Source organism: Stenotrophomonas sp. DDT-1, from assembly GCF_001580555.1.
Taxonomy (GTDB): Bacteria; Pseudomonadota; Gammaproteobacteria; order Xanthomonadales; family Xanthomonadaceae; genus Stenotrophomonas; species Stenotrophomonas sepilia.
In genome coordinates, this window is the sequence record NZ_LEKR01000004.1 from 17015 (window position 1) to 30330 (window position 13316).

The window sequence follows — 13316 nt, forward strand, 5'->3', positions numbered from 1 at the left end:
GCAATCAACTTTGAAATTCAGTCGCTTAGGCAGCTTTTGGCCCTGTACGTAATGATTCCCTGCCGACCCTCTTCAAGGTTCATCCCAGCGACTGCCCAGTTGAAGGCCGCTCTTTCGTGGGCATTGAGTTCCGCGTCGATAGCGTCAATTGACTGCCGGTATTGCTGCTGGGTTCCATTCGTAACCATCTTCTTGTCTGTCGGACCGCTGCAGGCAGCTAGCAGTGCTGATGCTGCCAGGATCAGTGTTGCTCTGCTTCTGGCCGCGGTGATGAAGCGGTATGGCTGTTCGCTCATGCGTCCCCCTGTCAATGAAGAAGACAGAATATCGGGTTTTTAGATATCGGAGAACTGGATATAGCTTTCTAGGCCGCTCAGCCAAGGCGCGGTCGTGTCGAAGTCCATCCATCGAAAAGAGTACGCTGCCCTCATTGAGGCTGTTCGCGAGGCGCGGCTAGCTGCCGGTCTGACCCAGGCCCAGGTGTCCAGCATGCTGGGCCGCAGCCAGTCATTCATCAGCGACGTCGAAACAGGCAAGAGAAGGGTTGATGTGGTGGAGCTGAGAGATATCGCCCGCCTGACAGGCCTTTCGCTGGGCAAGTTGATCACAAACTTTGAGAAGCGAATCAAAGGCTAAAGCCCCTTAGGGTGTAGCGGTAGGTTCGCGCTTCTTGCCGGCCGGTCGGGACCAGGCGCACACGCCAGTGACAGACGGCCAACCGGATGGAAGGGGCACGCCCTGCCGGAAATCCCTGACGTAGATCGGCCTCGGCGTGCCGGGTCGAAACTTTAGGCTGTTTTGTGGAACCGTGGGGTCTGAACCCTCGTGTAGATCCGGGTGAAGCGACGTCTTTACAGTTGTTGATGTGAAGACATTTCTCCGGCCCACTCCACAGCAGCTCCACAGGTCGCTAAAGCGAACCCCTAAATGCCTCCGATGGGCTTGTCGCGGGGCCTATACCCTTTCGGCGCGACTGTCTGACGTGGAGGATTGCGCCCTACACAAGCTTCGAGACGCAAAGGCTATCGCTTGAGCGCTTGGCAAAGCGCGAGCTAGGGATGGGGTTCGGAGAGTGGCGCAGTCGGCTTCGTTTTCTGAGGGCAATTGATGCCTTGGGTTCAGACCGATCAATTACGCAGATTGCAGACGATCTGGGCTATGCAAACTCAACGTCTTTCAGTGAGATGTTCAAGCGACACTCTGGCCGGACCCCAGACCAGTATAGAAGGGGCCTCAGTCCGCTCCAGCGAGAGGTGGAGCCCTCCTCCCGCTGAATCGAGGCAGGCCTCGAAGCTGTTGGGTCAACCATTTAGCTGGCCCAGACAGTGGCCATTCGGATCGATGGATCATCCAGAGGGTGTCAACCACCGGAGATCCACAGTCAACCACCTCAATTGCGTCTTGCCGAGCGAAGGATTCACGGGCGTGTCGCGGAATGACAGTGAATCCCAGCCCGAGCGATACCGGCTCAAGGATGAGCGCAACCTGATTGGTGAAGCCGTGTATAGGAAGCGCGCGTACGCCTGGATTTCCTGGGAACTTGCGGGCGAGAAGGCGGGTGGCCATAGCCTGGCCATCTGGATGATCAACGAAACCCAACTTTTGAAGATCCGCCCAGCTGTCCGCGCAGGCACCTCTCGGAACTACCAGCTCAAGCGCCTCCTCGGTGAAGGGCTCAGCCCGCAGCCGAGGGTCATCCGGCCGAAGTGCAAGTAGACCCACCTCGTACTTCTTCTCCAGTACCGCCGATAGGATTTCTGGGTCCGGCGAGAAGCGATGACGAATGATCAAGCCGGGATGGGTGCGCTGGAAGTCCAGCAACACCGGGTAAAGAGCAAGGCCAACACTCCCGGGGGTTATCAGCGCAAACTCCCCCTGATCGCTGTCCGCGCTCGCGAGCTTGGCTTGAAGCCGGCGATCGGCCGAATCCATCTCTTGGCAGTACTGCAATAGAGCCATTCCCGCCGGCGTCAGTTCAATAAATCGTGGTCTGCGCAGAAACAGGGCACCCAGCTGTTGCTCAAGATGACGTACATGCTGACTGACCGCAGCCTGGGTGAGCTGCAGCTGGCCTGCGGCCCTGGTAAAGCTCCCGACCTCTGCGATAGCCCGAAAGGATCGGAGCCAATGCTCATTCAGCATAAGAATATTTTATCAATCTGATAAAAATGGATCAGATCATGGTTGAGTTGCAGGGTCTAATCTTGCGGCTACCCCTCTCTTCAGTGGTGTGCCGTGCCTGCCCTACCCCCTCCCTACCCTCGCGCCTTCTCCCACATCGGCCTGTCTGTTACCGATCTCGATGCCGCGGTTTCCTTCTATACAGAAGTCTTGGGCTGGTACCTCGTCATGCCGCCGACCAGGATTGCTGAAGACGAAAGCGCAATTGGCGTGATGTGCACGGATGTGTTTGGGCCTGGATGGGGCAGCTTCCGCATTGCACATCTATCCACTGGTGACCGGGTTGGAGTCGAAATCTTCCAGTTCAATAACGCCGAGCGTCCCGCGAACAACTTCGAGTACTGGAAGTCGGGCGTCTTCCACTTCTGTATTCAGGATCCGGACGTTGAAGGCCTGGCCGCTCGGATTGTGGCAGCTGGTGGAAAGCAGCGAATGCCGGTTCGAGAGTACTTCCCAGGGGAGAAGCCCTATCGGATGGTTTACATGGAGGATCCGCTGGGCAACATCCTGGAGATCTACAGCCACAGCTACGAGCTTACGTATTCAGCTGGCGCGTACGTCTAGCTCCACGCACACCCTCAGCCAGCTTTCGACTGCCAGGCAGTCCTCGCCAAACTGAGACACGACGGTACGGAGCAAGTGTCTCGGCTGTAGAAGTCAGAGGTCTGCAAGTTAGAAGCTGGCGAACGTAATTTTAACGATTCATCGGCGAGCCGCGCCGCTAGCCCTAAGGAGCATATGATGAAAATGAACGGCATTCGTTGGCCGGAAGGCTACCTTCCTGGTTACACCGAAAACTTTGTCTCGAATGAGCTGATCGTCCTCGGCCTTGCCGCAGCTGATGTTTGGCCGTTGCTTGAAGAGCCACGTCTGTGGCCGACCTACTACGGAAATTCAGCCAATGTGCGCTTCCACGATGGCGCCGGCCCTCTGTTGCGAAACGGGGATCGATTCTACTTTGAAACCTTTGGCTTCCCCGTGGAGGCTCAATGCGTCGAGCATGAGGCTCCTACCTCCGAGGGTCCGGGCCGGATCGCTTGGCATGGCTGGGCCGGTGAGCCCGGGTCTGCCGATCGACTTGACGTTCATCATGCGTGGATTACCGCGTAGTTGTAACGAACAGCATTTGCATGGGCTATTCATTAGGCAGCACGATTGTGTCGTAGTTGAAGTCTCGAGGCCGCTGACCGGTTGCCTTGATTGCTTCTTCGACGGCTCTATCGAGCATGAGCAGGTACTTTTTAACGATCTCGCTCCCCCGCCCCTTTTTCATCTCTTCTTTTCTCAGAAAGAGTTCCTGGATCTCCTTAAGTGCACTCACAGCCGTTGCTGATTGCTGCAGCGCAATCGCCAAGGATCGGTTCGGCACGTCAACATAGTTGACTGAATCGAAAGCCTTATGAAGCTGGGTCAGATGCGCCAAGATCAGCCGGGGGCCGCCGAATCCTCCCTCGAACTGCGCCAGCATCAGTGTCGCTGGAAATCGCGCATAGGAAATCAGCTCTATGAGGGACTGTGTGACCTCCCGTCTCCTGACTCTGGCGTGCCAAAGGGGGATCAGTCCCGCGGCGATGATGGCTGCGATGCTGCCGATCGCTTGCACCCACGCCGGCCAGTCAAGCGCTAACGTGGCGGATTTGGGACTCGGCTTGCTCATGAGTGCCCAAGTCAAGACGGCTCCTGCGGCAAAGGTCATCACAGCGACCACCGCCCAATCTCTGTCAGTTCTTCCCTGCTTCATGGCGTTCCTCCTCCGGCGTGCTGGTTTCTACCGTTCGTACGGGGCCTGTCGCGCCGTGCTCTCGGGCGCGGTCGAGGATGAACTTTGGGGGGGGGCGTGTACGTCCTCCAAGTCTTTCGGGGAAAGAAGCCTTGATCGAATGGATGGCCTCAAGTCTTAGATTTCCTGCTATTGGATTCTTGTGTCGGCTCGCCCACTCTTCTGGGCGCGGTGCGGCGTGGCTTGCTTTGCCTGCTTGGCGTTGCCGTGTTCGCTCTCCCTTGTCGGAGTGCCTCGGTAACTTGCCGAGTGGTTTCCTTCAGTGACGTCAGCTGCGCCTCCAAGCCATCAGCCCGCGCGTTCACGCCTTCCAGTCGGCGCAATGCCTGTTGCTCGCGGTTGGCAGCAGCAATGGCTTGTTGCTCGCTCTCTCGCAATGAGGTGGCCAAGGCCATGCGCTCCCGCCCCCACTCCTGCTCGGCTGACCGCAACGCCTGGCGATGCCGGTCAACCTCCGTATGGGCACGATCCTCCACTGCCCTGACGTGCGCCTGGAGCGCCCTCCTCTCTTCTTCGTGAGCGGCCGCGGCCTCGCCCAGACTGCGGCGTACGGCATCCAGTTCCTGCTCGAGTCGCTCCGCCCGTCCATAGGCTCCATCGCGTTGGCGCAGCAGGTCTTGTACTTGTGCCGTCATCTGGGAGACCTGTGCCGCCAACTGCTCCGCGGTGGTGGCGGCGGCCTGAGTCTGGACCTGAGCCTCCCTTTCGCGCTTCTGGCTGGCCTCAATCGCCAGCGTCAGGGCCACCCGGTCCTCCTCCAGCAGGCGCTCGCGTTCCTCCAGTGCGTGCCTGGTCGACTCCAGCTGGGTCTGAGCGAGCTCGCCGGCATCCTGCAGCGCGGCCTGCCACAAACGCTGGCTCAGGTGAGCTACCCGCTCTGGGATGCCTGGAACCGCCGCCTCAATGGCGCGCTGGCGCAGGCGAAAGCCTACGGTCTGCCACCAGGTCTCCAGCCAACGCGTGACGGTGTTGGGCGAGCCGGTGCCCAAGTGGGCTCGGATTCGCTCGACGGTGGGACGTTCGCCGGCGGCGATGATGTCGTCCGCTGCCTGGTGCACATCCAGTTCGCTGATGCCCTTGGCCATTGGGTGTCCTTCTGCGGAACGGTGAGAATTGGCAGGCCATGTCTGATAAGGCATATTTATCAGATGTAGCTCAACCTAATCATAGTGCACAATACATAGTACATATGAATAATATCACTGCTGCGTCAGGGGAACTCGTTTCGGGGCTGGTTCCGGAGCGGCTGGCCACTTCCGCCGCAGAAGCGGTGCGAGACATCCTGCAGGAGGCCGAAGCGCCTAACACCATTCGCAGCTACGCCGGCGCCCTGCGCTATTGGGCGGGCTGGTTCGAAGGGCGCTATGGCAGGCCCATCGCCCTACCCGTCCCCCCGGCGGCAGTGGTTCAGTTCATCGTGGATCACATGGGGCGCTCAGGCGATTTGGGGCTTCGTTGGGATCTGCCTGCAGACTTGGATAGTGCCTTGGTGCATGCGGGCCTGAAGAAGAAGCCTGGGCCGCTGGCGTTCTCCAGCCTGGTCCACCGGGTGGCGGTCTTGTCGGCGGCCCACAAGCAGGCCCGCCAAGACAACCCTTGCGAGGATCGCGCCGTGAGGACCCTACTGTCCAAGGGGCGCAGGGCTTCTCACAAACGAGGCGAGCGCCCGGCCAAGAAGACCGCGCTGTCAGCCGCAGATCTGCGCGCAATGGCGGCCACCTGCGACACCTCGCTCAAGGGGAAGCGCGATCGCGCCCTGCTCTACTTTGCCTTTGCTAGCGGCGGGCGCCGCCGCAGCGAAGTCGCCGAGGCGACGGTGAATCACCTCACCCGACTGCCCGAAGGCGGCTACACCTATCGCTTGGATCACGGAAAAACCTTGCAGTCCGGGCCAGTGGTTGGCAGCAGCCCCGACAAGCCCATCCTGGGAGAGGCAGCCACCGCACTGCAGGACTGGCTGGACGTGGCCGAGATTACCGACGGCCCCCTGTTCCGGCGCGTCTGGCCACGGTCATTGGGCGGCGCGCTCAGCGGCAAGGCGGTCGCCGCCATCGTTAAGGACCGGGCGCGGTTGGCCGGTCTGGACGGGGACTTTGCCGGCCACAGCCTGCGCTCGGGCTTTGTTACCGAAGGTGCGCGGCGTGGGGTGGCCCTGCCGGCGCTGATGGCGATGACCGATCACCGCTCCGTGGCCAGCGTGATCGGATATTTCCAGCAGGGCGGCGTCGGCAGCAACCCCGCCGCGCGCCTGATGGATGAGGACTGAGCCTCCGGCCCGAGCTGCCAGCAGTGCGCGTTGAATGTGCCCCGCTCGGGCCCTATCCTGCACAAGACGCGCACCATCCACGGCAGGAATCAGGGGGCAGCATGAAGCTAGTCAAGGCACGGATCCGAAACTTCCGTTCTGCAGAGGATTCCGGAACGTTCGATGTCGGAGAGCTGACCTGCTTGGTCGGTAAGAACGAGGCGGGCAAGACTGCAATTCTGACGGCGTTGTTTGGTACCCGTCCCATCGCCGACCAGTTTGCTTACGACACGGTGCGCGATTACCCCCGCCGCTTCCTCACGCGGTATGAGGAACGCCACGACGACGAACCCGCACCGGTTGCCACCCTGACCTGGGAGCTCAGCCACGAAGACCAAAAGGCGGTCGCCGACGTCCTGGGTGCCGGCGCGTTAAGTAGTACGACCGTTGACGTAACGACAGATTACAGTGGCCACAGCACTTGGAGCATTCACGTCGATCCCAACGTGGTGCGCGCGTTTCTGCTCGACCAGCACGGTGTGGCAGGCGAAGAGCGGGAGAAGTTTTCCAAGATATTGCTGGATCGACTCGTGGTCGAGATAGATGCGCACCCCGAGCCGTCTGACCAATTGCAGGCGGTCAAGCGGTCCATCAGCGGCTTCCGCAAGGGGAAACCAGTGCTGGCGGCCATCGATATCCTGCAGAAAAGGATGCCGGCGTTCTTCTATACCTCTCACTTTGATCGCATGTCCGGGGAGATATCGCTGGACAAGCTGTCTCGTGACACCCAAAGCGGCGCGACGATCTCCCCGGGTGACCAGATTTTCCTCGACTTCCTCGAGTACGCCGGGACGTCGGTCAGCGAATTGCAGTCCAGCACACGCCTGGAAGAGCTCAACGCACGTTGCCAAGCCGCCTCCAATGAAATTACCGATGAGATCTTCGAGTTTTGGAGTCAGAACGACGCGCTCAGTGTAGAGATAGCGCTTGCCCAAGGCCTCTCCGAGGATCCCGCCCCCTTCAATAGCGGGACTGTTGCCAAAATCCGCATTCGGAATGACAACCACAAGGTTTCGGTGCCCCTGTCTGAGCGCAGCGCCGGATTCGTCTGGTTCTTCTCCTTCCTGTCGCAGTTCAAGCAGATGCGAAAGAGGAACCCCGGTGCGATCATCCTTCTGGATGAGCCTGGATTGACGCTACATGGAAAGGCGCAAGCTGATCTGCTCCGCTACATCATTGAGCGTCTACTCCCCGACCACCAGGTCATCTATAGCACCCACTCGCCCTTTATGGTGCCGGCCGATCGTCTTGCGGACGTTCGCGTCGTCGAGGACGTTGTCACCTACGACCAGCGTCGCCGCCCCACCGTTAAGGGCACACAGGTCTCCGCGGACGTCCTGAGCGTCGATCAGGACACGCTGTTCCCCCTTCAGGCCCATCTCGGTTACGAGGTTACCCAAAGCCTGTTTGTGGGAGCGCATACCCTGTTGGTCGAAGGACCTTCGGATGTGCTCTATCTTCAGGCGGCATCGCACGCGCTCAAGCAACGCAAGCGCCAAGGCTTGGACAGCCGGTGGGTGATCTGCCCCACAGGCGGCATAGACAAAGTGCAATCGTTCGCCTCGCTCTTCTCTGGCAAGGGCATCCACATGGTCGCCTTGTGTGACTACGGCAATGGCGATAAAGGCAAGGTGCAGCGGCTGAGGGAGTCTCAGATCATGAAGACTTCCGGCGTCTTGGTAGCCACGGATTTCACCGGAAAGGCGGAGAGCGACATTGAGGACTTCTTCGCACCCGCCGTCTTCGCCGACATCCTCAACGGTGCCTACGGTCTGAAGGGAAAAGGGCAAATTTCCGCCCGGCAGTTCAGCCAAGACGGTGCCCTGACGCGCCAGGTCAAACAGGCCGAAGCACTGTTTAATGTCATGGGGGCTTCCGTTCCGCCCCTGGATCATTTCACTCCCGCCAACTGGCTCATCCAGAATCAGCACGTGCTGGCCGCGGAAACTACGGCCATCAATGAAACGCTGGAGCGCTTTGAGAAGGCCTTCGCTGAGATCAATGCGGCGCTAGGGGCCGGTGCGTAGATGAACCTCTGCCAGAGCTCCGCAATGGCAGCGGGTTCCTCTCCCGGCGCGCACTCATCGGAGGGCAGGACTCGGCTGCCTGACTCCCGCGCCATGAAATCGGCCTCTAACAGTGCGCCCTTTCCCTGCCATGCTGGCCCTGCGAATGCCGGGTCCGCAGAGGGCGCTTTAGACGCGCCAAGCCCAGTCTGATCCGTGAATGCGGCGACCACCCTGCCGGTTCCAGCGGAACGCCTCCCACATCAGAGTCGGCGGCGTTCCACCGTACTTCAACTCATCAGCCAACCGGATGAACACCTCATCGGTAATCCAGGTTGACGGGGCAAGGTCCAGGTCCGTGAGCTTGGCCGCATGATTGGCCGCGCGTCCAACCCAGACGATGTCGTTGCCGCCTCGAATACCCGTGCGAGCAGCTCGGATTGGGCTGCTGTCGATTCCGACGACATGCCTCACGGTACCTGTCCAGTCGGGGTACTGCTGTTTCAACGCTGGCATGACGATCATCTTGACCGCATAGTTGATTTTCAACCCGGCCTTAGCCGCCGGCGTGGCTTGCCGGTCACCCACCCAGATGCCCATGACACGATCTCCGTCGTAGGAGGTGATCTTGCCGCCCTCTTTCCTGATGATCGTCGCTGCACAGTGCAGGAACGCTTTGTAGATCTCTGCACTCAACTGCCAGGCTTCGGTGTCGACCATATTCGTTGAGCCGTTCAGGTCCGCGTACAAAACAGTGGCACGATCAAACTCCACTGCGTCATTGCCCAATCGCACATCTTCTGGATCGGGTACAACTTGACCTCTCCGTGTAGACCATCGGGTTTGTGCTATCGCCTGCACGGCGGCCGTCATCTCTTCCAGCAGTGCCACCGTCAGTCCCTCGGCCCAGCTTCGAGAATGCGGGAGCGAATTTGTTCGCATGCCGGTGCAATCAAAGCCCGGGCGTCCGGGCCAGGGGTGTATCGGTAGGGGACGGTCGTGAGCCCCGTGAGATCACTGGGAAGCTTCAGCTTGTCTTCGCGCGGCTCCATCAAGAAGGCGCGCCGACGCCCCAGGAATCCAATGAACATACCCAGTTCAAAGACGACGTTGTCGCGCATGACAGGCCACTCGTCACCGCGGCTGATGACCATGTCATCCGCGTGGGCCACGGCAATGGCAAAGTCTGCCTGTTCCAGCTGGCGCTCGAGCTCGTCAAGTGTGTAGTTGGCGGCGCGGAACACCCCGTGGTCCCATACCACCGTCAGGAACGGGTCGTGCTCGAAGTGCTGTACCAGCAACCGCGTGACAGGGAGCGCCTCCACCGACGACATCACAAAGACCCGGACCTGTCCGCGAGGTTGGGTAATCATGTGATTGCGCTCTTTTAGACGGCGCGAAAGGGTCGCGGCCAGCCGCCGCCAGATGACGGGGTGTGAATCCGCAATCCTGCTGAAATCGATTTCCGGCACCTTTAGCACTACGGTCGGCTCGCGTGCAGTAACAGTTGCCGCCCGCAGTTGCGCCGGTTCGATGGCTGCCATTTCGCCGACGTGGTCCCCAGCCCTTCGGGTATTAACCACTTTGCCGTTGACCAGCACGTCCACGGAGCCGGAGACAATGAAGAAAACGTCGGTCTCTGGGGCGCCCTGAGTGATAAAGGCCTGCCCTGTCCCCACGTCGAGCAATTCCCCGGCCTGTGCCAGCTGGGCTGCGGCCGCGTCCAAACCGGCCAGCAGGCGGAACTCAGCCAAGGCGGCGATCAGTCGCCTGCCATCATCCGCCGCGAGGCGCTCGACGATCCCAGTCCCCATACTGCCCCCTTGAAAGTGTGAACTGGGTCCCAATATACGCCCAAAGGAGCTGGAATGAATCCGGCTGCCAGCCACGCCGTAGGCGACGCGACCCGCCCGGCCTGGCCTCCTCTTGGGCGCAGGGAGTAGCACGATGGGACACAGCTGGAAAAAAGATCGCACCAAGAAGCGCATTGCCACCCGTTACGCCGAAGTCCGCGACGTGGACATCCGCGATTACAAGCGGGAAACCTCGCTGGTGGATATTCCAGTCAATCGCGCCTATCGCGTCCAAGGGGCGCATGTCTACATCGACATCGTCAATCTGGCGGACATGCTTAGCTGCACTGACATCGAAGGCGAAACCTGCCACAAGCGGGCCCTTCGATTCCTGAATCAGCACTACCGCGCCGTCCATCGCATCCTCGTTGAAAGTGATGCCATCCGTGTGGACTTTCACAACCAGCGGCTGCATGCGGTTGTGACCAAGCCGTACGGCGATGCCAACGAACGCGCCCGGATCGAGCGCGCGGTTGCGATCGCCCAGCTCGCCATCGATGTGCTGGCTGAAACGGGCGACTCGGACGCGCACATCCCCAATGCCCAGGTTCGTGTCGGCATTGACAGCGGGATGGCGTTGGCCGTCAACAATGGTCGTCGCGCCAGCCGAGAACCTCTTTTCTTAGGCTCCCCAGCCAATCAGGCGGCCAAGTGTGCCGGGCATGGAGGGGCTGAAGGCATCTACCTGACGCACGGCGCACGTGCCGTGCTTGAACTGCCTACCTTGACCGGCAACAAGGACCGCACCACTTCGCTGACCGATGCTCAGATTTCCGCATGCGTCGAGGCCGCTGCACTCGGCATTTCCAAGTCGCGCATCATCGAACTCTGGAAAGATGAACAGGCCGAGCTCCCTATCGGCGAATTCAAGTTCAGTCGACCGACGCCTCCGCTTTCTGATCTGGACTTCTCCCTGCTCAGCGCGGCGAACTCAAGGCGATTTGATGGCGTTTCGATCTATGCCGACATTGACGGATTCACCGACTTCGTGGACAAGCACTTAGAGGAGGATCCCGAACATCTGGTTCGAACACTGCACGTATTGCGCTCTGAGCTGGATGCGGTCGTACACGAGGATTTTGGAGGGCGTCGTGTCCGTTTTATTGGCGACTGCCTTCATGGGGTGCTGCTGGAGGGCACGTCACAGACGACAGATGCGCAGGACACGGTCAGCACCGCTGCCCAGTGCGCGGGTGCATTGCGCAGCAGTTTCTCCACTGCCCTAGAGCAACTGAGCGCCGAAGGCGCGGAAGTGGCAGAGCTGGGATTGGCCATTGGCTTCGAACTTGGCCCCCTTGCCATTTCCCGCCTGGGCATGAAGGGGAGCCTTCTGCGGTGTGCCACGGGGCGAGCGGTGTTGGAATCTGAAGCCCAACAACGACTCTGCGACGGTGTGGAGACGGCCATTGGTGAAAATGCCTACAAGGCCGCCAGCGCCGCGATACGGACCGTCTTTACCGACAAGCGAAAGGCGGCGAACCTAGACTATGCCGCAGCGGTGGAGGAACTCGCCGCATCCGGGGACCGCGTGGCGAAGGCAACACTGGAGGCACACTACGCTGAAGTGGCACCCGCAGTGGCTCCTGCGCTCGCGCAGCCGATCCGTCCTCATGTGGCCGCGACGTGACGCCAAGGCCTTTGGAGCTGCTGCAGCGCGTGGCACCGGACTACGGTGCCACGTTGATCGTAGACCCTGTCGGGGGGCTGGTTGGGATCACAGTGGTTCGGGCCGGCGGAGCCGAGTACGCATTTAGATTGCTCGTCTCCGTTGCAGGCGAGCACGTCTCAGTGCGCGAGATCGCCGACCCCGGCATGCTGCCGGGGTTCTGTCCCGATCGGCATATCAACGGTGACCGTAGCTTCTGCCTCGGCTGGGGAGAAGACAATCCGAGCCGGATCCAAGACGAAGCAGCAGCGAGGCATTGGTGGGCCACGGTCTACCAGTACCTGACCTACCAGATCGGCGCGAACGCCCGCCGGGTCTTTCCTGGAGCGGAGAACGGCCGCGCGCACGGTCGTGCTGCGCAGCATCAGGCCAATGCTGAGCAGGCAGCCGAACGACTGGGTCCGGCATTCAAGGCAGATGTGCTCGCGGGGCAGTTCATGGTCCGCAAGGATTCGCGCCCTCAGAAGCGGAGGCTCGAGCTCTGGCACGGCAAACTACTCCTTGCTCGGGTGTCGACGCGCACTGAAACCTTGGTCGGGAGACCCCCAGTCTGCCCATGTGGCCGCGATCCTGACGGTGCGATCACTGCATGTGGCGACCACGCTGCGGCCCTGGTCACTTTCATCTTGGAACAGCACCGATGTGCGCTGGCCGACACAGCTTTCCTTGAGGATTGTGCGGCTGCAGGAGCGCGCTGCTGCGGAACGCTGGACATCTGCGGTCTTCGATCTGCCATCAAACGAACACAAACCGTATCCCTCAAGACAGAGAACTCACCCCGTGCAAGAACCTCAAAATTCTGGCGGCCACCCGCCAAATCAAAGCGACCGCGTTAGTGCCGCTTGGCAGCAGCTGAATTTGGTCTTGGGCTTCTTCTCCCGTGTAGACACAAAACTCTCGGTCGGCCTGGGTATCAACCTGGGCATGCTTGCCATGATCGCGACGCGGCTGCCGAAACTTGATGAACTAACGGCCCTGATCTCGGTTGTGGGCGTTTTGTTCCTTACACCGCTTACTGTTAGCTTCTGGCACCTGTGGTACGGATATTTTCCGGAACTGCGAGGCGGGTCAAATTCGCTCATCTTCTTTGAACGGGTGTCGAGCATGGCCGAGCACGAGTTCTTGCAGAAGTGCGCGGAGCGTACGCTGATGGAGTTCGAGGAAGACCTCCTGGGTCAATGTTGGCGCAATTCCAAGATTCTCTCGTCAAAATTCAGCTGTTTGAAGTACGCGTACATTGCCACTGTTCTGGCAATCGCCCCATGGATGGCACTCATCGTTGTGCTGCCTCCGCCGGCAAAGTGACACACAAGTGGCTTCTGCTCATCCAGTTGTTGAGCCGGAGCCCCGGGCAGCGCTGACAGGGCCGGGCCTTCCGGCCCAAGTCGGCCCAAGGTGAGAAACGGTGCTGGCCATTGCCGGAGTTTGGCCATCGGCTATCACACGCACGTCGCAGTTAGCTCCCTTTCGGAAGGGGATGCCAGCCTAGACGTGCAGCAAACTCACGACGATAGACGGTGTCAAT

The 13316-nt window shown here is 60.2% G+C and carries 13 protein-coding genes; 8 read left to right on the plus strand and 5 right to left on the minus strand.

Going from position 1 to position 13316, the window contains the following annotated elements; genetic code table 11:
- Positions 1 to 17: 17 nt before the first annotated feature.
- A complete protein-coding gene (locus AB839_RS02945) occupies positions 18 to 296 on the minus strand; it encodes a hypothetical protein (RefSeq protein WP_033835997.1) in 279 nt (92 codons plus the stop codon).
- 94 nt (positions 297 to 390) lie between these two features.
- Here AB839_RS02945 and AB839_RS02950 point away from each other — a divergent pair, with 94 nt between their 5' ends.
- The 4 genes from AB839_RS02950 to AB839_RS20945 all read left to right on the plus strand — a co-directional run bounded on the left by AB839_RS02950 (position 391) and on the right by AB839_RS20945 (position 3291).
- Positions 391 to 636 carry a helix-turn-helix transcriptional regulator gene (locus AB839_RS02950; RefSeq protein ID WP_033835998.1) on the plus strand — a complete coding sequence of 82 codons (246 nt, stop codon included), beginning with the start codon at positions 391 to 393 and terminating at the stop codon, positions 634 to 636.
- Between the two features lie 789 nt (positions 637 to 1425).
- Positions 1426 to 1716, plus strand: a complete 291-nt coding sequence (locus tag AB839_RS21845) for a hypothetical protein (protein ID WP_049402761.1) — start codon at positions 1426 to 1428, stop codon at positions 1714 to 1716.
- 519 nt (positions 1717 to 2235) lie between these two features.
- Positions 2236 to 2745, plus strand: a complete 510-nt coding sequence (locus AB839_RS02960; RefSeq protein ID WP_033836000.1) for a lactoylglutathione lyase family protein — start codon at positions 2236 to 2238, stop codon at positions 2743 to 2745.
- A gap of 177 nt (positions 2746 to 2922) precedes the next feature.
- Positions 2923 to 3291, plus strand: coding sequence for a hypothetical protein (locus AB839_RS20945; protein WP_229295632.1), 369 nt, complete (start codon positions 2923 to 2925; stop codon positions 3289 to 3291).
- A gap of 25 nt (positions 3292 to 3316) precedes the next feature.
- On the opposite strand, the gene AB839_RS02970 is transcribed toward AB839_RS20945, so the two are convergent.
- Entirely contained in the window at positions 3317 to 3922 is a 606-nt protein-coding gene (locus AB839_RS02970; protein WP_033836002.1) for a hypothetical protein, read from the minus strand.
- Positions 3923 to 4071: 149 nt separating this feature from the next.
- A complete protein-coding gene (locus AB839_RS02975) occupies positions 4072 to 5046 on the minus strand; it encodes a DNA-binding protein (protein WP_049453653.1) in 975 nt (324 codons plus the stop codon).
- A gap of 104 nt (positions 5047 to 5150) precedes the next feature.
- Between AB839_RS02975 and AB839_RS02980 the strand changes: the two genes are divergently transcribed.
- Both AB839_RS02980 and AB839_RS02985 read left to right on the plus strand, forming a co-directional pair.
- Complete coding sequence (locus AB839_RS02980; RefSeq protein WP_049453654.1) at positions 5151 to 6227, plus strand: site-specific integrase; 1077 nt, start codon at positions 5151 to 5153, stop codon at positions 6225 to 6227.
- A 101-nt stretch (positions 6228 to 6328) separates the two neighbouring features.
- Complete coding sequence (locus AB839_RS02985) at positions 6329 to 8293, plus strand: AAA family ATPase (RefSeq protein ID WP_024956865.1); 1965 nt, start codon at positions 6329 to 6331, stop codon at positions 8291 to 8293.
- Positions 8294 to 8461: 168 nt separating this feature from the next.
- Here the strand turns inward: AB839_RS02985 and AB839_RS02990 are convergent, their stop codons facing one another.
- Both AB839_RS02990 and AB839_RS02995 read right to left on the minus strand, forming a co-directional pair.
- Positions 8462 to 9163 (minus strand): adenylate/guanylate cyclase domain-containing protein, encoded by a 702-nt coding sequence (locus AB839_RS02990; RefSeq protein WP_197467664.1) that lies wholly within the window; start codon positions 9161 to 9163, stop codon positions 8462 to 8464.
- Positions 9164 to 9165: 2 nt separating this feature from the next.
- Positions 9166 to 10086 (minus strand): TIR domain-containing protein, encoded by a 921-nt coding sequence (locus AB839_RS02995; RefSeq protein ID WP_088428977.1) that lies wholly within the window; start codon positions 10084 to 10086, stop codon positions 9166 to 9168.
- Positions 10087 to 10219: 133 nt separating this feature from the next.
- Here AB839_RS02995 and AB839_RS03000 point away from each other — a divergent pair, with 133 nt between their 5' ends.
- Entirely contained in the window at positions 10220 to 11752 is a 1533-nt protein-coding gene (locus tag AB839_RS03000) for an adenylate/guanylate cyclase domain-containing protein (protein ID WP_043033494.1), read from the plus strand.
- Positions 11753 to 12349: 597 nt separating this feature from the next.
- Positions 12350 to 13096 carry a Pycsar system effector family protein gene (locus tag AB839_RS21420; RefSeq protein WP_128990601.1) on the plus strand — a complete coding sequence of 249 codons (747 nt, stop codon included), beginning with the start codon at positions 12350 to 12352 and terminating at the stop codon, positions 13094 to 13096.
- Positions 13097 to 13316 lie beyond the last annotated feature (220 nt).

What these genes read in the sequence shown, in the direction of transcription:
- AB839_RS02970 (WP_033836002.1), bottom strand. Translation starts at nt 3,922, where the DNA reads ATGAAGCAGGGAAGAACTGACAGAGATTGGGCGGTGGTCGCTGTGATG.
- AB839_RS02945 (WP_033835997.1), bottom strand. Translation starts at nt 296, where the DNA reads ATGAGCGAACAGCCATACCGCTTCATCACCGCGGCCAGAAGCAGAGCA.
- AB839_RS20945 (WP_229295632.1), top strand. Translation starts at nt 2,923, where the DNA reads ATGAAAATGAACGGCATTCGTTGGCCGGAAGGCTACCTTCCTGGTTAC.
- AB839_RS03000 (WP_043033494.1), top strand. Translation starts at nt 10,220, where the DNA reads ATGGGACACAGCTGGAAAAAAGATCGCACCAAGAAGCGCATTGCCACC.
- AB839_RS02980 (WP_049453654.1), top strand. Translation starts at nt 5,151, where the DNA reads ATGAATAATATCACTGCTGCGTCAGGGGAACTCGTTTCGGGGCTGGTT.
- AB839_RS02985 (WP_024956865.1), top strand. Translation starts at nt 6,329, where the DNA reads ATGAAGCTAGTCAAGGCACGGATCCGAAACTTCCGTTCTGCAGAGGAT.
- AB839_RS02995 (WP_088428977.1), bottom strand. Translation starts at nt 10,086, where the DNA reads ATGGGGACTGGGATCGTCGAGCGCCTCGCGGCGGATGATGGCAGGCGA.
- AB839_RS02975 (WP_049453653.1), bottom strand. Translation starts at nt 5,046, where the DNA reads ATGGCCAAGGGCATCAGCGAACTGGATGTGCACCAGGCAGCGGACGAC.